Origin of the sequence: Hymenobacter metallicola (assembly GCF_004745645.1) — a bacterium.
Taxonomy (GTDB): Bacteria; Bacteroidota; Bacteroidia; order Cytophagales; family Hymenobacteraceae; genus Hymenobacter; species Hymenobacter metallicola.
Genome location: NZ_SRMB01000001.1, coordinates 2,165,903 through 2,184,315 on the forward strand (window position 1 = coordinate 2,165,903; position 18,413 = coordinate 2,184,315).

The window sequence follows — 18,413 nt, forward strand, 5'->3', positions numbered from 1 at the left end:
GACCTCGTTAAACCGGTGGCCCGCGTGCTACCGGGTAGCCTGCTGGCCCAAAATGCCGTACTAGCTACTATTCCCCGTTTTCTTTAGCTGCTCCTAATTTCCCGCCATGGCTGTTTTTGATACAACCGAGCATTCCCACCGCCGCTTCAACCCGCTTACCGGGGAATGGATTCTCGTGTCGCCGCACCGCTCGAAGCGGCCCTGGCAGGGTCAGCAGGAAGAGCCCGAGGCCGAAACCCGCCCGGCCTACGACCCTACTTGCTACCTCTGCCCCGGCAACACCCGCGCCAACGGCGCCGTGAACCCGCCCTACGATAGCACCTTTGTTTTCGACAACGACTTTGCCGCGCTGCAAACCGATGTACCCCCCGGCGACGTGAACGTAGGCGGCCTGCTTCGGGCCGAGGCCGAGTCGGGTATAGCCCGCGTTATCTGCTTTTCACCCCGCCACGACCTGACCCTGCCGGAAATGGAGCCGGCCGCTATTCGGCGGGTGGTGGATGTGTGGGTAGAGCAATACCAGGAGCTGGGCGCCCGGCCGGATATCAACTACGTGCAGATCTTCGAGAACAAGGGCTTCATGATGGGCTGCTCGAATCCCCACCCCCACGGGCAGATCTGGGCCCAGCGCACCGTACCCGCCGATCCGGCCAAGGAAACGGTGCAGCAAGCCGCCTATTGGCAGGAGCACAAGCGTAGCCTGCTGGCTGCCTACCTGGAGCTCGAGCTCCGGGAGCAAACCCGCGTGGTGTACCAGAACGAGCATTTTGTGACCCTGGTGCCCTACTGGGCCGTGTGGCCCTTCGAGACCATGCTGCTGCCGCGCCGCCACGTCACGTCCATTGAGCAGCTGACGGCCGAGGAAAAAGACAGCTTTGCCACGGCCCTGCGCGACCTGACCATCCGCTACGACAACCTGTTTCAGATTTCGTTTCCGTACTCGGCCGGTATTCACCAGCGCCCCACCGACGGCCAGGCGCACGCAAGCTGGCACTTGCACATGCACTTCTACCCGCCCCTGCTGCGCTCGGCCACGGTGCGCAAGTTTATGGTAGGCTATGAAATGCTGGCCAATCCCCAGCGCGATATTACCCCGGAGTGGGCCGCCGACCGGCTGCGCAGCCTGCCCACGGTGCACTACAAGCAGGCGGCGAAGGAGTAGCCTTCCCTGGCTTTGCCGGCAGCGTGAGGCCCTGCGCGCAGCACGACCCGCCCTTTTTACCCCAAAGCCCTAACGCCCAAGCAGGCGTTAGGGCTTTTCAGTGCAGGTCATTCCAGGGCGGATGGCTGCGGCCCTCAGCCTCGCCAGGACAGCGGAAAAAACCACTATTCAGCGCATTGCTCCCCGGCAGGCCGTAACTTGCGCCCGATTTCAGGCCCAGTGCCCCTACCTTATGCTCAAAAACGACCTGCTGCTCCGCGCCGCCCGTGGCGAAGAAACCGAACGTACTCCCGTATGGCTTATGCGCCAAGCGGGCCGCATCCTGCCCGAATACCGTGCCCTGCGGGGCCGCCTGAGCGGTTTTAAGGAGCTGGTAGAAACCCCGGAGTTGGCCGCAGAAGTCACGATTCAGCCCGTGGACGCCCTGGACGTGGACGCCGCCATTATTTTCTCCGACATCCTGGTCGTGCCCGAGGCCATGGGCCTGACCTACGAGATGGTAGAAGCCCGGGGTCCCTTGTTTCCCGAAACCATCAAAACGGCCCAGGATGTGGCCCGCATGCGTGTAGCCGACCCCGAAGAGCACTTGGGCTACGTGCTCGAAGCCATTCGCGTCACCAAACGGGCCCTCAACGGGCGGGTACCCCTGATTGGCTTTGCCGGCGCCCCCTGGACGATTCTGGCCTACATGGTGGAAGGCCACGGCTCCAAGACCTTTTCCAAGGCCCGCCGCCTGCTTTATACCAATCCGCAGCTGGCCCACGAGCTGCTGCGCAAAATCACCGACACCACCATTACCTACCTGCGGGCCCAGGTAGAAGCCGGGGCCAACCTGGTGCAGGTATTCGACTCCTGGGCCGGCATTCTGCCCCCCGACCACTACCAGGAATTCTCGGCCCGCTACATTGCCGAAATCTGCGACGCCATGCCCGCCGATACGCCCGTGACGGTGTTTGCCAAGGGCGCCTGGTTTGCCGTGTCCGACTTCGCCCGCTTCAACTGCCGCACCATCGGCCTCGACTGGAACGAGGATCCGCGGGCAGTGCGCGCCGCCATCGGCGACGCCAAAACCCTGCAAGGCAACCTCGACCCCTGCGCCCTGTACGGCAGCCGGGAGCAGGTGCAGGCAGCTACCATCGAGATGCTGCGCCGCTTCGGCCCCCACCGCCACATTGCCAACCTAGGCCACGGCGTTTATCCCGACACCGACCCCGATAACGTGCGCGTCTTTGTAAACACCGTGAAGGAGTTCAGCACCCTGGCCCGGGAAGGAGCTATTTAAATTTCTATCTGGGTAATGATACGGCCTGCCCTGCGCGCAGCGAAGCCATCCGTCCTCTGCGAAGGTAGTCATGGCCTTTCACCGGAAAGCCCTATTATCTGAGCACGCGTTACATCTTTTCAGCTCCGTAGCAATGCGTTTTCGCGCCTCTTCCTGAATCCCAAGAGCTGCACCGCTTCAGACAGTATCGGCAACGACTGAGACACATGTATGCGTCTCCACACCAGGCAACGAAAAGCCCTTTCCCGTGCGAAACGAGAAAGGGCTTTCTGGTAAAAGAATGTTTGTCATTCCCGGAGGACGGATGGCTTCGCTGCGCGCAAGGACACGCTGAGCAGTAGCACAGCGGCACCGTTCTCACCCTAGCACGTTAGCGGCCTGGGCTTCTTCCAACAGGCGCTGCTTTTCGATGGGCACTACACCAACTTGCTCACACACCAAGCCGCCGCCGAGGTTAGCCAGGGCGGCCATCACGGGGGGCTCCAGGCCCAGGGCCACGCAGAGGGCAGCAATGCTGATGACCGTGTCGCCGGCGCCGGATACGTCGGAAATCATGCGCAGGTGGGCCGGAATGTAGCTGCGACCACTCTGCTGCGATTCGCTGAAGACGCCCCGCTCCGAAAGCGTTACCAGCACGGTTTCCGGCCGCAGCAACTCCCGCAGCCGGGCCACGGCCGCTTCAAAGTCGGGGCGGTCCGCGTCGGTGTCGCCGAATTCGAGCTTGAGGCCCTCGCGCAGCTCTTTCAGGTTGGGCTTGAACAGGGTGCAGTGCTGATAGGCCAGAAAGTTCTTCTTCTTGGGGTCGACGACGGTGGGAATGCCTTTTTGCCGGGCCAGTGCAATGAAGTGCGCAATGCTGCCGGCATTGAGTACGCCCTTGTCGTAATCCTCAAAAATAACGACGTCGGCGCGGTCAATCAGAGCTTCGTAGCGGGCCTGCAGGCCCTGGGCTTCCTCCGTATTGAGGTCGGTTTCCACTTCCGAATCGATGCGCAGCAGGTGCTGGCCCGCCGCCAGAATGCGCTGCTTCACGGTAGTAGGGCGAAATGCGCTACGCACGAGGCCTTCGGCCGAGAGGTCGTTGTCGCGCAGCAGCTCCAGCAGTTGGTCGCCGCCCGTGTCTTCGCCAATGACGGCGCACAGCAGCGGCGTGGCCCCCAGGGCCTGCACGTTCAGGGCTACGTTAGCGGCTCCACCCAGGCGCTGCTCGGTGCGGCTCACATTCACGACCGGCACCGGCGCCTCGGGCGACAAGCGGCTGGCCTTGCCCCACACGTAGGCATCCATCATCACGTCGCCCACGATGAGCACGGTCAGGCGGTTGAAGGCATCAAATACGGCGGGTAGTGTGGCAAGCGAAGCGGCAGTCGACATCAGGGCGTTTCAAAGGGAAGCCGCAAAGGTAAACAGGCGCGGCGGAATGGGTTGGGGGAAGTGTAGAAGGAGATTCGATGCGCTGTAAACACGCCTGTCATCCTGAACGCGGTGAAGGACCTTATCACGGCGGAACGACCGTCGATGCAACGACTCGTTCCAGCGGAATAAGGTCCTTCACTGCGTTCAGGATGACAGGAATTTTCTTATAGGAAATTCGGAGGTTAGGCTAGCTTGTCCAGGCTTACTTTCAGGCGGCGGAACGCTTCCTGCAGCTTCTCATCGGCGGCGGCGGTGCTGAAACGGATGCAGTTAGGCGCCCCGAAGGCTTCGCCGGTAACGGCGGCTACGTGGCCGTCGTTGAGCATGTACAGAGCCAGGTCGGTAGCATTGTTGATAACGCTGCCCTCGGGCGTGGTGCGGCCGAAATAGGCGCTGACATCGGGAAAAATATAGAAGGCCCCGCTGGGCGTGGGCGTCTTGAAGCCCGAAATTTCCTTTACCTGCTCCAGCACTAGGTCGCGGCGGCGGCGGTAGGCAGCCACCATTTCATCGGCCGACGAGCGGCCACCTTCCAGAGCCGCCAGGGCCGCCCGCTGGGCTACCGAGCAGGTACCGGAGGTGATCTGGCTTTGCATTTTCTCGCAAGCCGCCGCAATCTGCTTGGTGGCGGCTAGGTAGCCCACGCGCCAGCCCGTCATGGCATAGCCCTTCGAAAAGCCATTGACGGTGATGACGCGGTCCTTGATGTCGGCAAACTGGGCCAGGCTCACATGCTCGCCCACGAAGTTGATGTACTCGTAAATTTCGTCGGCAATGACGTGAATCTGGGGGTAGCGGGCCACTACTTCGGCAATGCCAGCCAACTCCTCCCGCGTGAACACCGAGCCCGTCGGGTTGCAAGGCGACGAGTACATGATGAGCTTGGTACGGGGCGTAATGGCTTCTTCCAACTGGGCAGCCGTTACTTTATAATCGTTTTCCAGGGTACCGAGCAGGGTTACGCTTACGCCCTCGGCCAGGCGCACCATTTCCTCGTAGCTTACCCAATACGGGGCAAACACGATGACCTCGTCGCCGGGATTGACCAGGCTCAGCACCGCGTTGGCCAAGGCCTGCTTGGCGCCGGTGCTCACCACAATGTTCTCGCACTGATAGTCCAGGTTGTTTTCGCGCCGGAGCTTGTCGGCAATGGCCGTGCGCAGATCAACGTAGCCAGGCACGGGCATATACTTGGTATAGCCGTCGTCCATGGCCTTTTTGGCGGCCTCACGGATGTATTCCGGCGTTTGAAAATCCGGCTCACCAAAGCTTAGGTTAATCACGTCGATGCCCTGGGCCATCAGCTCCCGGGCTTTTTTGGCCATGGCAATCGTTTGGGACTCCTGCAGAGCGCTGATGCGGTCAGACAAGACAGAAGAAGCAAGCACGGCGTCAGTAGTAGACATACAAAACAGGTTGGGGGTGGGATGTACAAAAGTACGACTTACCCACGGATTGGCGGCTCCAGAACGAAACACCCCGTGACGAGGGCACTGGCAAAACGGGAACCGGAACCGCGAAGTTTTCCCAGGAAAGCGGGGAGGCGAAACCCCCAAACAATTCTGAGCAAACAATTTAAATTGTTTGCTCAGAATTGTTTGTACTGCCCAAGGCAAACTTCCCCTGGGCGCCAGGAGCCCCTACCCCTGCCGACCCAGCTCGCGCAGGCAGTGCAGCAGGATACTCAGGTCGGTGGAGGGCTCGTAATCTTTGGCGTAGAGCAGCTCCAGACGGCGGCGGGTGGCCTCGGTCAGGGCCGCATCGGCCCGCACGGCGTCGGCGGGCGAGAGAATAGCCCGGGCCGAGCGGCGCGGCGGCGCGGCGTGGCGCAGGCCCACCCAGGTACGGGAGCCGCCGAGCACCCGCAGGCAGTTGCGCAGAAAACCCGTTTTGTCTTTTTGAAGCCACACCACCAGTGGGGAGCCCAGCAGCAGCAGCACACTCAGCAGCACATCGAGCAGGCGCTTGTTGCGGGCCTGCTGGGGCCGGTACAGGTTCAGGGCAATATCGAGGGCATAGTAGTCGCCGGGGGCATCTTTGGACGAGCTGCCGATGATGTACTCACTGTCCTCGGGCAAAATCTTGTAGGCCACGGGCGGGTCCTGGGGCAGCTCCACCATGAGGGCAATAATCTGGCTGGCCGACAAGTCCTTACCACAGAAGATCAGCTCATCCAGGGCGTAGATGCGGATAATGTCGTCGAGCTGCCGCACTTCCCCCAGGGGCTCGTCGATACTGGTTTCGGCTTCGGCGGCCGCGGGCGTGACGTAGCCGATAATGCGGGCCTGCACCGCCGCTGTTTCCAGCAGCTGCCGCACCCGCCGGCTTTCGGTGGCCGAGCCCACAATGGCCACATTCTTCTGCCGCCGCTCGTTGAGGCGCAGGTCGCGGTAGCGCCAGAAGTGCAGGGCCAGCCGCCGCCCCACCAGGGCCGCAATGCTCCAGGCCCCGCCCAGAATGATGAGGGCCTTGGAAAAGCGGTAGGCATCCAGGAAGTTGGAAACGGCCGAAATCAGCACCGTGCCCAGGAAAATACCCCGCACGATGCGGCCGGTTTTGGTGGGCTGGTCGTAGGCCCCGCTGAAGTAGGCCGAGGTCAGCCACACCACGATGTAGGCCGGCACGGCCGCCAGCATAAATTCGGGCGGGTAGTCGGTGCGCACGTACTTATGGTTCTGCTCCCAGTAGGATTTCAGAAAGTACATGCCCCCGTAAATCAACGCAGCATCGAGCAGCACGGGCGCCGCCTGCAGGAGTAGGCGCTGGCCCACGGCCATACCCGCCCGCAGCCAGATAGCCAGGTTGATGAGCAACGAAAACGTGCCGGCGCGCTGGGGCGCGAAATGCTTGCGGGCAAAAATGACCATAGCCCGGTAAAACACAAACACGTAGTTGACGCTGGTGCGCTTGGTACTTTCGCCCTTGTAGTGAATAATGCGGGTGCCGGGGAAGTAATAGTTTTTCCAGCCGCCCTGGGTCAGGCGGTACGAGAGGTCGATATCCTCGCCGTACATGAAGTAGTCCTCATCGAGCAGGCCCACCTGGGCCAGGGCCGCCTGGCGCATGAGCATAAAGGCCCCGCTGAGCACCTCGATTTCGTGGGTCTGGTCTTTGTCGAGATACCCGAGGTGGTAGCGCCCAAACGTGCGCGACTTGGGAAACAGGCTGGCCAGGCCAAAAATCTTGTAGAAGGCCACGGCCGGCGTGGGCAGGCCCCGCTTGCTTTCGGGCAGAAACTTACCCTGCCCGTCGAGCATTTTTACGCCCAGCCCGCCCGCATCGGGGTGCTGGTCCATAAAGTCGCAGCAGGCCCGGAAGGTATCTTCCTCCACCACCGTGTCGGGATTGAGCAGGAGCACGTACTGGCCCGTGGCCACGCGAAGGGCTTGGTTGTTGGCTTTGCTGAAACCCGGATTGTCCTTGTTCTCAATCAGGATAACTTCCGGAAAACGGGCCCGCACCATGGCCACCGACCCATCCACCGAATTGTTGTCGACCACGAAGACCTCGGCCGGGGCCCCGAGCTTATCGACGGCCCGCCGCACCGACAACAGCGCCTGCTCCAGGAAATAGCAGACGTTGTAATTGACGATAACGACGGAAAGCTTCACAGAATAGGGCGGCAAAAAGAGGTCGAAAGATAGGCATTCAATGGTACATACCGATGTTTCCCTGGTTGGTCGAGGTATTCACCCTGTATGTACCGGCGGGCTTTCCGGGCATTGGAGGGGCCGTATCAGCCGGCTTTCTTTACAGCTTACTGTATTGTTTACACCTCTATTCTTACCCTACTTTCATTATGACCAACTCTCACAAACCCTCGGCCGTGCCGGCCGTGTTCGGCCTGCTGCTGGGCGGCGCAGCCCTCTTGAGCAGCTGTGCCAAGGACGAACTAACCGTCCCGGAAACCGCCGTTGCCACCACCAAAGCAGAAGACTACACCGGCGAAGAGCTCTACCGGGGTATCTTCTTTTTTGAGGGTGAGGTGGCAGCCAAAATTCCGGCTTTCGATTCGTACCGGGCGACTATCCGCAAAACGGAGGCCCAGCACCCCGAAATGACCGCCGTGCGCCAGCGCAACATCGACGCCATGGTCCAGGCCGCCCGAAGCCTGGACCCAACGTATTTCGCCAAGCTGAAACAGGCCATTCAGTCGCAGGATTTTCAACAGATCCGCCAGGTTATAAAGCAGGGCAGTACTCTCAACGAGGCTATTACCCTCAACTCGCTGACTTCGCCCACCCAAAAGCAGGTGTATCAGCGGCGGAAACAGGTGCTGCAAAAGTTGGACATGAGCCGCTACGACTTCCAGCAGGAGCAGGATATTCAGCGCTATATCCAGGACGCGCAGCAGGCCCTGACGGCGGCGGGCGAGGAAGTACTGCCCCAGCAGATTCAGTCGGAGCTTTCCTTCGCCTTCGTCTATCATTCCGGCGACTATGTGGCCTACCAGAGCGTGTCCGTATTCATGGCTGAGCATGCCCACGCCTTCTTCGAAAAGTTGACGGAGAAAGATGCAGACAGCCAGCTGGAAGTAGACATGCTGATCAAACAGCTGGCCCTCAACCTGCAGTAAGGCATTTGCGGCCCCGGTTTTGATATTCCGGAACAGACTGGCATCCCTGCTGCAGCCGCCCTACGACGGCCTTGCTCCAGAATAACTGATTCCTGAACCACCAGCACCGGAGAAGCGGCCGCCTGCCGCTATTCTTTCCAAACGCCCTGTTTATCTCGATAAACAGGGCGTTTGTGTAACAGAATTTCAGGGCCGCAGGGGGGCGCTATCTTTCTATCAGATAAGGACAAAGCCCGATGCTATAGTCCAAACTGACTGCCTTTGCCACCCGCATTCCGGCTCAGTTTCAGTTATTCCTATTTTACCCTAACGTCTTCGCTATATGGTACTTAAACGACTTACTTTTTACTTCGCCGTTCTGCTGCTGGGCTTTGTGTTGGTTTCGAAGGCGGTGCAGGCGTCGGTTAGCGTCAATGCCACGGATACCTCCTTTCAGGAGCGCTACCTGTTTAGCGCCTTGCTGCCCGAAGGCTGGGGCTTTTTCACTAAAAGTCCCCGGGACGAGAAAAAGGTGCTTTACAAGCTCGAGGCCGATAAGAGCCTGACGCTGGCCACCTACCACAACTCGGATGCCGACAACCTATTTGGCTTTTCGCGTCGCAGCCGCCGCACCAATCTGGAATTCAGCCGGCTAATGGCCCAAGTGCAGGAAAAGGACTGGGAGCGGTACCAGCACTACACCCTGCGCGACCTGCTCCGGCTAGACACCATACCGAGCGTTCAACTCAAATATTCCGCCGGAAAGTATACCCAGCTGACCAAAGGCACCTACCTCGTGAAAGCCTACACCATCGTGCCCTGGGCCTGGGCGCAGTTTCCCGAGCATTACACCAATCCTGAGCGCTACCTGAAACTAACTATCAACTAGCCCGCCCCATGTATACGAGCACCTTACGCGCCCTGGATAGCTACGCGGCCACCAATCCTTTTACCTGGGTATACGGCCTGGGCCGAAGCCTGCTGGCGCTGGGCACACTAATAACCTTGGGTTTCAGCGGCCCCTCTATTCTCTTCGATGAGCAGCTCTTTGGCAAAATGAGCCTGAATGCTACCCTGGAAAGCTTCAATATCTTTTTCTGCTTCGGCTTCGGACAGCTGCACTATGCTTACGCGGTGAGTATTGGTGTGCTGCTCCTGGTCATTTCCGGAGTGTTTCCGCGCTACACCGGCGTGTTGCACTGGCTAGTCACCTACAGCTTGTTTCAGGCAGCCAGCATTGTGGAAGGCGGCGACCAGATCGGCTCTATCATCACGATGCTGCTGATTCCGGTGACCTTGCTCGACGGGCGCAACAACCACTGGGTAAACCGGCCCCACGCCCAGACCAATCGGTACGCCAACTTTATAGCCCGCGGCGCCCTGGCCCTGATTGCGCTGCAAATGGCCGTGTTGTATTTCCACGCGGGCATCGAGAAAATGTACAAGCTCGACGAATGGAAGAACGGGACGGCCGTGTATTACTTCTTCAACGACCCGCTGTTTGGCTACCCCGACTGGATTCGCGGCCTGCTCGCCACTTCCCTGACCAATGCCTACGTCGTAACCTCCCTGACCTGGGGCACTATGGCATTTGAAATCCTGCTGTTCGGGGCCCTGTTTATGGCGCCTGCCAACCGCAAAAAGCTGCTCTGGCTGGCGGTGGGCTTTCACCTGGGCATTGCCCTCATCTTTGGGCTGGTCAGCTTTTTCCTGGCCATGTGCGGCGGACTGGTGCTCTACCTGATACCCGTACAAACGCCATACCCGGCCCTGCGTCAGCGCAAAGCCGGGTATAAGCAAGAACCGGAAGCCGGCGGGCTAGCCGCACCCCCCGAATACGGCCGCCTCGAGCCGGTGGGCACCTAGAAAATCGGCTTAGGCCTTGGCCTGCCGGGTGCGCTCCACAATGGAGCGGCCCAAGGTAATTTCGTCGGCGTACTCCAGCTCGCCACCCATGGGAATACCGCGGGCAATGGTGCTGATGTGGACCTCGGGAAATTCCCGCAGCTTGCGCGACAGAAAAAACGCGGTGGTGTCGCCTTCCATCGTGGGACTAATGGCCAAAATGATTTCCTTGATTTCGGAATCAGGAATCCGCTTCAGCAAAGAGTCGATGTGCAGGTCACTGGGGCCGATGCCTTCGATGGGCGAAATCACGCCGCCCAGCACGTGGTACACGCCCTGGTACTGGCCCGTATTCTCGATGGCAATGACGTCGCGGATATCCGACACCACGCAGACCAGCGAATGGTCGCGCAGCTTATTGGCGCAAATGCTGCACTCCTCGGTATCCGAGATATTATGACAGGTTTGACAATAGGTTATTTCAAAACGCATCTTGGCCAGGGCCTCCGCCAGCGAGCTGGTGGCTTCGGTTTCGGCCTTGAGCAGGTGCAGCGTCAGGCGCAGGGCCGTTTTGCGGCCAATGCCCGGCAGCTTTGCCAACTCACCAACTGCGTTTTCAATTAGTTTGGAAGGAAACTCCATTCGTGCGGGTAGGACGATAAAAAAATAGTGTCAGGCCAGGGAAAAACAACTCCTCTCCCCTAGCCTGACAACACTTTTTGGCAGCAAAAAGGTCAGAGTACGTCGGCAGAAATACCCCGGTCGTGGATGGCGGTGCACATATCGGCCAGCTCCTCATACGCCCCGTGCTTCACCGTGCACTGGCCTTTGTGGTGGATCAGGAGGGTGCACTGCTCGGCTTGCTCGGGCTCGTGGCCGCACACGTCGATCAGGGTCCGGATAACGTGCTCGAACGTGTTTACGTCATCGTTGTACACGATCAGGTCGCGCACGTCGATGGTTTCTTCCAGCAGCAGTACATCCTCGTCGTAGTCGATTTGCGGTTTGGTAGTCATGGCACAAAAGTACGGAAAAACGGGTGAAAAAGCGCCTTTACTAGGCTTCTTCAGTTCAGTATAACCCACTTACAGCCAGAATCGTTTCGAGGCGCGGGTACAATATTCTGGGGTTTCTATATGAGGGCTGCCAGCTGCGGCAAGGCCGAAAGCTGACGGCAGCGCGGGTGCGGGGTTGTTCGCAAATCCGCCGTAATTTCCAGCTTTCAACCCTCCTCCCAATCCCCTTGTTATGCTCCACCTACCGTCGCGCCTGACCCTGCTGCTGGGGTTGGCGCTACTGCTGCAGCTGCCGGCCCGCGCCCAGCAGCAGCGGCTCACTATGGAAGACGCCTTCCTCAACCGTAGCCTGCAACCCCAGAACCTGCGGCAGCTTACCTGGATTCCGGGCTCTGACGACGAATTCAGCTACGTACGCACCACCAGCGGGCAAGACGAGCTGGTGCGCGGCGCGGCCAGCACGGGCCAGGCTACGACTGGAGTAGCCCTCCCCCAACTCAACGCGGCGCTACAAACCGCCGGCGCCGAAGAGTTCAAGGCTTTCCCAACCGTGCAGTGGCTAGCGGCCGGCACGCTGCTAGTGACCCAGAAAAACCAGGTATTTCGCTACGACACGCAGTCGGGCCAGGCCAGCCGGGTGCTGGGCTACGACCCGGCCGCCGAAAACGCGGAGCTGGACCCCACCAAAACCCGCGTCGCGTATACCAAGGCCCAGAACCTGTACATTTCCCTGGCGGGCCGCGAAAACGAGGCCGTAACCCAGGAAACTAACCCGGCCATCGTGAACGGGCAGGCGGCCCACCGCTCGGAGTTCGGTATCACGAAAGGTACGTTCTGGAGCCCGCAGGGCCAGAAGCTGGCTTTCTACCGCATGGACCAGAGCATGGTAACTGACTACCCGCTCGTAACCGTGCTGCCCGTGCCAGCTAAGGCCACGCCCATCAAATATCCCATGGCCGGCGACAAAAGTCACGAGGTAACGGTGGGCGTGTACGATGTGAACACGCGCAAAACCGTGTTTCTGCAAACCGGAGAGCCCCGGGAGCAGTACCTGACCAACCTCAGCTGGAGCCCCGACGAGAAGTTTGTATACGTGGCCGTGCTCAACCGGGAGCAGAACCATATGCGGCTCAACCAGTACGACGCGGCTTCGGGTGGCTTCGTCAAGACCCTGTTTGAGGAAAAAGACAACAAGTACGTGGAGCCCCAGCACCCGCTGTTGTTTGTACCCGGCAAGGCTGACCAGTTTATCTGGCAGAGCCAGCGCGACGGCTACAACCACCTCTACCTCTATTCCACCAGCGGCAAGCTGCTGCGCCAGCTTACCAAGGGCAATTTCGTGGTAACCGACGCGCTGGGCTTTGGAGCGAAGAACAAGGAAGTAGTTTTTATGGCTACGGCCAACAACGGCTTGGAACGCCAAGTACAAGCGGCCAACCTCAGCAACGGCAAGCTCCGGCGCATTTCCCAACCGGCCGGCACCCACAGCGGTACGCTCAGCCCCTCGGGCCGCTACGTGCTCGACAACTTCAGCAGCAGCACGACGCCGCGCCTGATTCAGACCCTGAGCGTGGCCGACGGACGCGTGAAGCAAACCCTACTCAAGGCGCCCAACCCGGTGGAAAGCTACGCGCTGGGCCAAACCCAGCTGGTAACGGTGCGCGCCGCCGACGGGCAAACCCCGCTGAATGCCCGTTTGATAACCCCACCGGGCTTCGACCCGGCCAAGAAATACCCGACCGTGGTCTACCTCTACGGTGGCCCGCACGTGCAGCTGGTGACCAATAGCTGGCTGGGCGGCGCTAACCTCTGGATGCAGCTCATGGCCCAGAAAGGCTACGTGGTCTTTACCATCGATTCGCGGGGCTCGGGCAACCGCGGCCAGGCGTTTGAACAAGCCACTTTCCGCCAGCTGGGCACCGCCGAAATGGCCGACCAGTTGCAGGGCGTAGAATACCTCCGGAGCCTGCCCTACGTGGACCAAACCCGCCTGGGCGTGCACGGCTGGAGCTTCGGCGGCTTCATGACCACCACGATGATGACCCGCAGCCCCGGCACGTTCAAAGTAGGCGTGGGCGGCGGCCCGGTTATCGACTGGCGCCTGTACGAGGTCATGTACACGGAACGCTACATGGATACGCCCCAGGAAAACCCTGAGGGCTACGCCAAAGCCAACCTGCTGAACTATGTGGATAAGCTGCAGGGCCGCTTGCTGCTCATCCACGGCACCGTCGACGATGTAGTGGTGTGGCAGCACAGTCTCGACTATCTGAAAACGGCCGTTGATAAGGGCATCCAGCTCGACTACTTTGTTTACCCCGGCCACCCGCACAACGTGGGCGGCAAAGACCGGGTGCACCTCTACACCAAAATCACCCAGTACTTCGACGAGCATTTGTAGGGCAGTGTGCTGATAAGTTTTTCGGGCCGGTCGGGTTGAACCAGGTTTTTAAATAGCTTCGTAGCGGGCTGTTTCCTGGAGTGGCCCGACCTGCTGCGTTCTATGCCTACCCCACTTTTGCGCTTTATGAAGCTTTTTTCTGCTGCCTTGTTTCTACTGCTGCTGTTGCTGGGACGCACGGCCCTGAGCCAGACCCAACGCCCCGACACGGCCACCACCATTCGCCTCAGTATAGAAGCCCCAGCTCCTCCCCTGACGATTGATTCGGTGGATTACCTGAAAGCGGTGGCCATCAACCAAGCTCTTTTCAAGAATTTCAGTGGGCAGTTTTTCTTTAGCTCGGGCTACGCGGCCGCGCAGTACGGCGGGCTGAACGGTATGCTGGAGCAGGCCGGCTACCCCGAGGTTGATGGCGGCCAATTCAGCTACGGAGCCGGGGGCAGCTTCCGCTTCAAGCACTTTGTGCTCGGCCTGGAGGCCGTGATGTACGATATCAAGAAAAAAACCACGGACCGCCAAACCGAGCTGTTTTCGTCTAACGCCACCAACTACATCGGCTACGCCTGGCTCAATGACCGGCGTACGGCCTGCTTTACGCCCACCATTGGGGTCACCTACGGCTCGGCCGATATTACCCTAACGGAGAAAAACGCCACCTCCGGCACGGGCAGCGCCACCGGCCTGCTGGCGGGCCCGGCCTACTCCCGCACCCTGCACTACCGCAGCAGCGGCCTGGCCCTGGGGGCCCACTACGAGTTTTACCCCTTCGATGCGGCCGTGCTCAAGCGCTGCGTGGTAGGCCTGCACACTACCTACACGGCCCCGCTGGGCTCGGGCCACTACTACGTCGACGACTTCAAGCAAAAAGTGGAAGGCCCCAAGCTGAATCCGCTGCTGTTTTCAGCCCGGGTGGTCGTGGGCTTCGTCTTTTAAGCGGCCAACCCTGAAGTATAAAAGCCCATTCCCGGCGCCGGGAATGGGCTTTTCCGCCTTTAGCGAAGTGCCTCAACGCCTGATCTGCCGGTTGATGGTTTCGTCGGTAATCTGGTCGTCGTTCATCAGCAGCAGGGCCTTGCTCAGAATGATGGACAGCACGGCGTCGCCCTCGAACGGCAGAAAGACGTCGGCGGTACCCGTGTTTTTGGCCGAGCGGTCGGGCACGATGCACAGGTACTGGTCGTTGGGCTCCATCAGAATATTGCCCGAGCCCAGGTGAATCTTATAGGTGCGCAGCTTGCCCCGCACCACCAGAAACCGGTCCTTGATTTCACTCACCTTCCCGATTTTCATGCGGGGCACCAGCCGTTCCAGGGCTAGTTTGCGGTTTTTGGCCACCTCCCCCAGCTCCCCGAAGCTGTAGCTTTCCCAGTAGTTGCGGTAAGCCGGCAAGCCGCCGTTGTCGCGCCACTGCGGGTCGTTGCCGACGCTGGCTACACCCACAAACAAATCCACGTCGCGCATCACTTCCGAGAAAACCAGCGGCGGTACCTGCGGCAGCGGCACGGCCCCGTGGTCGTCGACGAAGCGCACCTGGTCGGTGCTGACGTAGTGCCAGATGCCGGTGTCATTCCAGGCATGGTCGGCGTTTACCTCGCTGACCCAAAACTGCGCTTCCAGGCCGTAGGCGGGCAGCTCCAGCGTCGCCGAGTCGGTTTCGTAGCCTTTGTCGTAGGCCCCCATCAGGCTATAGCGCCAGCCGCGCAACTTAGCCAGGGAGTTGAACTGGTGCTGGCGCAGGACGTGGGCAGCCATGCGGTTGGAGTACGTACCGGTGCGCTCCTCCGGGGGCGTGAGCAGGTACAGCTCCCGATACGCTTGTTTCAGCGGCTGCCGCAGCTGCCGCTCATCCAGCAGCTGGCGCCAGGCCAGCACCTCGGCGGCCGGCGCCAATACCGGGTGCCAGAGCTGTACGTGCGCCTCGGCGGCCGGTGCGGGCACGGCCTGCCCCTGCGCATCGCACCAGGCCCCGTCGAGCCACAGCACATCAGTGTGGGAGCCGTCGGGGTAGTGAAAGCGCCAGATCAGCTGCCGGGTAAGGTGGCCCAGCAAGCCGTGGTCGAAGTAATACTGCTGAAACCACGCCAGCGGCAGCCGCCGTCCTTCCACAAAGCTCCGGTCGAGCCGCTCGCGCTGGGCAGTCAGGGTTTGCTGCACCTGACCCTGGGTGTCTTTCAGGGCTTTGAGCTCGGCAGCGTGGGTTTGCTTGAGGGCCGTCGGGGCCGACTTCAAAGGCTTCCCTTCTTTCGACCATTGCACTTCCGCTTTGCCATCCGTCAGCAGCAGCACGGCGTGGTAGTCGCCGAAAGAATACGCGGCCCGTCCGTCTACCAGGCCCCCGGCCGAAACCGCCATATCCTCCATTTCGGCCGGACTGACGCCCAGTTCGCGCGACGCTTTTTCGAGGTGGTTGCCAATCAGGGTTTGGGTGCTGGTTTGCTTGATTTTCTGGCGCAGGCGCGAGAGGTGAGAAACGCCCGGCAACCCACTCTGGGCCAAGGCCAGCACGCAGGCATTGCCCAGGCTCGGGGCCAGCGGACCTTTGCCCGGCACTTTGCGGTAGCACCGCAGGGCCAGCTCGGCCAGGGAGGCCTGCATAGCCGGCGTCAGCACCGGAATACTCGTCCAGATCAGCCCCTTAGCCGCCTGTATGCCTGTGGTCGTGAGCAGATACGAGTCGGAATACGTGCTCGGGTCGTCGCCGAGGTGAAAGGTTTGCACGGGTAGCTGGGTCAGGCCGCTGAGCCAGACGCTGTAGTGCGCCACAACCGCCGGCTCGCCAACGGCGCCAATGGCGGCAGCGGCTTCCTTGAGAAACTTAGCCGTCGGCTGGGCGCCACTGGCTTTGTGCCAGAGCTGCAGCAGGTGTAGCCAGGCGCGGGCAGTGGCCGGCTCGAGCTCGGCGACAAACTCATTCATGGCCTGCCCAAAGGCGTCACCCTCGGAGAAAACCACAGTCGGCAGGGCGTCCTGGTCGCTTTGACCCAGTATTTCCTGCATTTTCACCTGTAGCTTGACCAGGGGAGCGTAGGACGTATAGCCTGCTATGGTAGCCAGCAGCCGCCGCAGATAAGCGGCTAGCTCGGGGGAAACAGGCTGTTTTTTGGCCTGCTTCTCTAGTTGCCCCAATGCCAGCACCACCGGATATTTATAGAGGGCCGCAATGACGGTATCGGGCGTGGCCTGGGTTCCTAGCCCAAACTCATTCAGCAGCCGCACGAACCCCGCGCTGCTCAACTCCAGCGTCGAGCGTAGCAGCACCCGGAGTAGGGCGTCGAGCAGATGCCGGGCTTTGCTGTCGTGCGAGAGGCCCGGGAAGGCTTCGGCCGTGGCCAGCATGAGGCGGCCTTTGTAGGCGGCATCCTGGTTTTTCAGAGCCTGGTAAGTGGTCAGCTCGGTTAGTTTCAGGTCCCAATAGCTGCCGGGCTGGCTGGCAAACTCGGTCAGCAGGCCCAGCAGTACGGGCTGCATTTCCAGGGCTTCCGCGCTACGGCTGTTTAACTTGGTTAGATAGGTTGCAGGGGTAGTAGTCATTGCGGCAGTGTAAGGAAGAAGAAGGCAGCGGCCACGCGGTAAGCACACGGCCGGGCAAGGCTCTAAAGAATGGTAAATCAGCCGCCGACCAGGGGCGTGAGCTTGATAAAGCTGGCCGTGGCCCCGCTGCCCAGCCACACTTCCTCGTCCAGGCTTTCCACCTGCCGGTCGTTGACGAGCACGAAGTAGCTATTCTGCTGAAAGCCTTCCAAGGCCTTGTAGAGTTGCTCCTCTGTGTCTACGGGCTTGGCGCGGCGCAGCAGGCGGAAGCCGTTGAGCACCCGCTCCGACTCAGTGGGCTGCACCAGGCCCTGAAAAACTTCCTGCTGCCGGCTGTTGTAGGCGACTACTTCCTGGGCCACGCGCCGGGCAATCAGCTCCCGGACGGTCAGCATTTCCTGCGCTATTTCCAGCTCCAGGCGGTTAAGGATGCTGCCCGTGGCGGTTTCGTCCTGAATGGTGAGTACGGCCATGGTTCAATTGCTAAAAAAGTTACTATACTAATTTAGTTAGCAATATAGCAAAATATAGTTGAAGTACTACCCAAAACGCGTTTGAGACGTTTCTACGTTACTTTCGCTTCACTTACTGCCGCGCCGCCTGCTATGCCCGTTCCCTCCTCCGAATTTAAGAAAGCCCTCAAACGCCTGCCCGACGCCGATAAGGAAAAGCTGCTGCTACGGGCCGTGCGCCGCGACGCGGAGCTCTACGAAACCCTGGTCTTCGAGCTGCTGCCGGAGGTGACCGTGGAACAGGTGTATGAGGAAACCACCGACCGGATTCATGAGCTGTTCAATGTGGCCGTCACGGGCCGGCTGCTCAACCGCAGCCTGAACAAGGCCCTGGGCAAAGCAGTGAAGGAAAGTGCCCGTTCCCGCCGCATCACGAAGGATAAGCGCCTGGAAATCGACCTGAACCTGTACGCCCTGCGCCTGATTTTCGACAACTACACCGGGCAGTTCGACTCGCCCTACAACGGCTTCTATGTCAGCACGGCCCGCCTCACGGCCCGCACGGCCCAGCTGATTCTGGCCAACCTACACGAGGACCTGTGGCTGGAGTACAAGCCGGAGCTTGACGACTTCCTGCAGCAGCTGCACGGCCGCAGCAAAAGCCGCAACCTGCGCTTCGAGCTGCCCCGGGAGCTGGTTGTGCCCAGCTAAGACTTGCGGCTGCCTCAAACGCCAAAAAGCCCCGTCATAAAG

15 protein-coding genes are annotated in these 18,413 nt (G+C 60.4%); 8 read left to right on the forward strand and 7 right to left on the reverse strand.

The genetic code is table 11. The features are described 5' to 3' along the window. The first annotated feature begins 106 nt into the window (after positions 1–106). A complete protein-coding gene (locus tag E5K02_RS09130) occupies positions 107–1,162 on the forward strand; it encodes a UDP-glucose--hexose-1-phosphate uridylyltransferase (RefSeq protein ID WP_135394205.1) in 1,056 nt (351 codons plus the stop codon). A 232-nt stretch (positions 1,163–1,394) separates the two neighbouring features. Further along, positions 1,395–2,444, forward strand: a complete 1,050-nt coding sequence (gene hemE, locus E5K02_RS09135; RefSeq protein ID WP_135394207.1) for a uroporphyrinogen decarboxylase — start codon at positions 1,395–1,397, stop codon at positions 2,442–2,444. A gap of 357 nt (positions 2,445–2,801) precedes the next feature. On the opposite strand, the gene E5K02_RS09140 is transcribed toward hemE, so the two are convergent. The 3 genes from E5K02_RS09140 to E5K02_RS09150 form a co-directional block, all read right to left on the reverse strand. After that, a complete protein-coding gene (locus E5K02_RS09140) occupies positions 2,802–3,818 on the reverse strand; it encodes a bifunctional heptose 7-phosphate kinase/heptose 1-phosphate adenyltransferase (RefSeq protein WP_135394209.1) in 1,017 nt (338 codons plus the stop codon). 224 nt (positions 3,819–4,042) lie between these two features. Continuing rightward, positions 4,043–5,266: a pyridoxal phosphate-dependent aminotransferase gene (locus E5K02_RS09145; RefSeq protein ID WP_135394211.1), complete on the reverse strand. Its 1,224-nt coding sequence runs from the start codon at positions 5,264–5,266 to the stop codon at positions 4,043–4,045. Between the two features lie 234 nt (positions 5,267–5,500). Beyond that, the gene (locus E5K02_RS09150) at positions 5,501–7,471 is read right to left on the reverse strand and encodes a glycosyltransferase (RefSeq protein ID WP_135394213.1); all 1,971 of its coding nucleotides are present in this window, start codon (positions 7,469–7,471) and stop codon (positions 5,501–5,503) included. Between the two features lie 188 nt (positions 7,472–7,659). Here E5K02_RS09150 and E5K02_RS09155 point away from each other — a divergent pair, with 188 nt between their 5' ends. From E5K02_RS09155 to E5K02_RS09165, 3 genes are all read left to right on the forward strand, one after another. After that, a complete protein-coding gene (locus E5K02_RS09155) occupies positions 7,660–8,436 on the forward strand; it encodes a hypothetical protein (RefSeq protein ID WP_135394215.1) in 777 nt (258 codons plus the stop codon). A 322-nt stretch (positions 8,437–8,758) separates the two neighbouring features. Further along, positions 8,759–9,304: an SdpA family antimicrobial peptide system protein gene (locus tag E5K02_RS09160; protein ID WP_135394217.1), complete on the forward strand. Its 546-nt coding sequence runs from the start codon at positions 8,759–8,761 to the stop codon at positions 9,302–9,304. An 8-nt stretch (positions 9,305–9,312) separates the two neighbouring features. Then, positions 9,313–10,281: a sporulation-delaying protein SdpB family protein gene (locus E5K02_RS09165; RefSeq protein ID WP_135394219.1), complete on the forward strand. Its 969-nt coding sequence runs from the start codon at positions 9,313–9,315 to the stop codon at positions 10,279–10,281. A 9-nt stretch (positions 10,282–10,290) separates the two neighbouring features. On the opposite strand, the gene recR is transcribed toward E5K02_RS09165, so the two are convergent. Beyond that, positions 10,291–10,902, reverse strand: coding sequence for a recombination mediator RecR (gene recR / locus E5K02_RS09170; RefSeq protein ID WP_135394221.1), 612 nt, complete (start codon positions 10,900–10,902; stop codon positions 10,291–10,293). Between the two features lie 92 nt (positions 10,903–10,994). Beyond that, the gene (locus E5K02_RS09175) at positions 10,995–11,276 is read right to left on the reverse strand and encodes an ATP-dependent Clp protease adaptor ClpS (protein ID WP_100334938.1); all 282 of its coding nucleotides are present in this window, start codon (positions 11,274–11,276) and stop codon (positions 10,995–10,997) included. A gap of 232 nt (positions 11,277–11,508) precedes the next feature. Between E5K02_RS09175 and E5K02_RS09180 the strand changes: the two genes are divergently transcribed. Next, positions 11,509–13,677 carry a S9 family peptidase gene (locus E5K02_RS09180; protein ID WP_135394223.1) on the forward strand — a complete coding sequence of 723 codons (2,169 nt, stop codon included), beginning with the start codon at positions 11,509–11,511 and terminating at the stop codon, positions 13,675–13,677. A gap of 126 nt (positions 13,678–13,803) precedes the next feature. Continuing rightward, positions 13,804–14,610: a hypothetical protein gene (locus tag E5K02_RS09185; protein ID WP_135394225.1), complete on the forward strand. Its 807-nt coding sequence runs from the start codon at positions 13,804–13,806 to the stop codon at positions 14,608–14,610. A 72-nt stretch (positions 14,611–14,682) separates the two neighbouring features. On the opposite strand, the gene E5K02_RS09190 is transcribed toward E5K02_RS09185, so the two are convergent. Then, the gene (locus E5K02_RS09190) at positions 14,683–17,208 is read right to left on the reverse strand and encodes a DUF4132 domain-containing protein (protein ID WP_135394227.1); all 2,526 of its coding nucleotides are present in this window, start codon (positions 17,206–17,208) and stop codon (positions 14,683–14,685) included. A 77-nt stretch (positions 17,209–17,285) separates the two neighbouring features. Next, complete coding sequence (locus E5K02_RS09195) at positions 17,286–17,681, reverse strand: hypothetical protein (RefSeq protein ID WP_135394229.1); 396 nt, start codon at positions 17,679–17,681, stop codon at positions 17,286–17,288. Between the two features lie 132 nt (positions 17,682–17,813). Between E5K02_RS09195 and E5K02_RS09200 the strand changes: the two genes are divergently transcribed. Next, positions 17,814–18,371: a hypothetical protein gene (locus E5K02_RS09200; protein WP_135394231.1), complete on the forward strand. Its 558-nt coding sequence runs from the start codon at positions 17,814–17,816 to the stop codon at positions 18,369–18,371. Positions 18,372–18,413: the final 42 nt, after the last annotated feature.

Coding starts and splice junctions, on each gene's coding strand:
- E5K02_RS09155 (WP_135394215.1), top strand. CDS start 7,660: ATGACCAACTCTCACAAACCCTCGGCCGTGCCGGCCGTGTTCGGCCTG.
- E5K02_RS09175 (WP_100334938.1), bottom strand. CDS start 11,276: ATGACTACCAAACCGCAAATCGACTACGACGAGGATGTACTGCTGCTG.
- E5K02_RS09185 (WP_135394225.1), top strand. CDS start 13,804: ATGAAGCTTTTTTCTGCTGCCTTGTTTCTACTGCTGCTGTTGCTGGGA.
- E5K02_RS09200 (WP_135394231.1), top strand. CDS start 17,814: ATGCCCGTTCCCTCCTCCGAATTTAAGAAAGCCCTCAAACGCCTGCCC.
- E5K02_RS09195 (WP_135394229.1), bottom strand. CDS start 17,681: ATGGCCGTACTCACCATTCAGGACGAAACCGCCACGGGCAGCATCCTT.
- hemE (WP_135394207.1), top strand. CDS start 1,395: ATGCTCAAAAACGACCTGCTGCTCCGCGCCGCCCGTGGCGAAGAAACC.
- E5K02_RS09140 (WP_135394209.1), bottom strand. CDS start 3,818: ATGTCGACTGCCGCTTCGCTTGCCACACTACCCGCCGTATTTGATGCC.
- E5K02_RS09160 (WP_135394217.1), top strand. CDS start 8,759: ATGGTACTTAAACGACTTACTTTTTACTTCGCCGTTCTGCTGCTGGGC.
- E5K02_RS09145 (WP_135394211.1), bottom strand. CDS start 5,266: ATGTCTACTACTGACGCCGTGCTTGCTTCTTCTGTCTTGTCTGACCGC.
- recR (WP_135394221.1), bottom strand. CDS start 10,902: ATGGAGTTTCCTTCCAAACTAATTGAAAACGCAGTTGGTGAGTTGGCA.
- E5K02_RS09190 (WP_135394227.1), bottom strand. CDS start 17,208: ATGACTACTACCCCTGCAACCTATCTAACCAAGTTAAACAGCCGTAGC.
- E5K02_RS09165 (WP_135394219.1), top strand. CDS start 9,313: ATGTATACGAGCACCTTACGCGCCCTGGATAGCTACGCGGCCACCAAT.
- E5K02_RS09130 (WP_135394205.1), top strand. CDS start 107: ATGGCTGTTTTTGATACAACCGAGCATTCCCACCGCCGCTTCAACCCG.
- E5K02_RS09180 (WP_135394223.1), top strand. CDS start 11,509: ATGCTCCACCTACCGTCGCGCCTGACCCTGCTGCTGGGGTTGGCGCTA.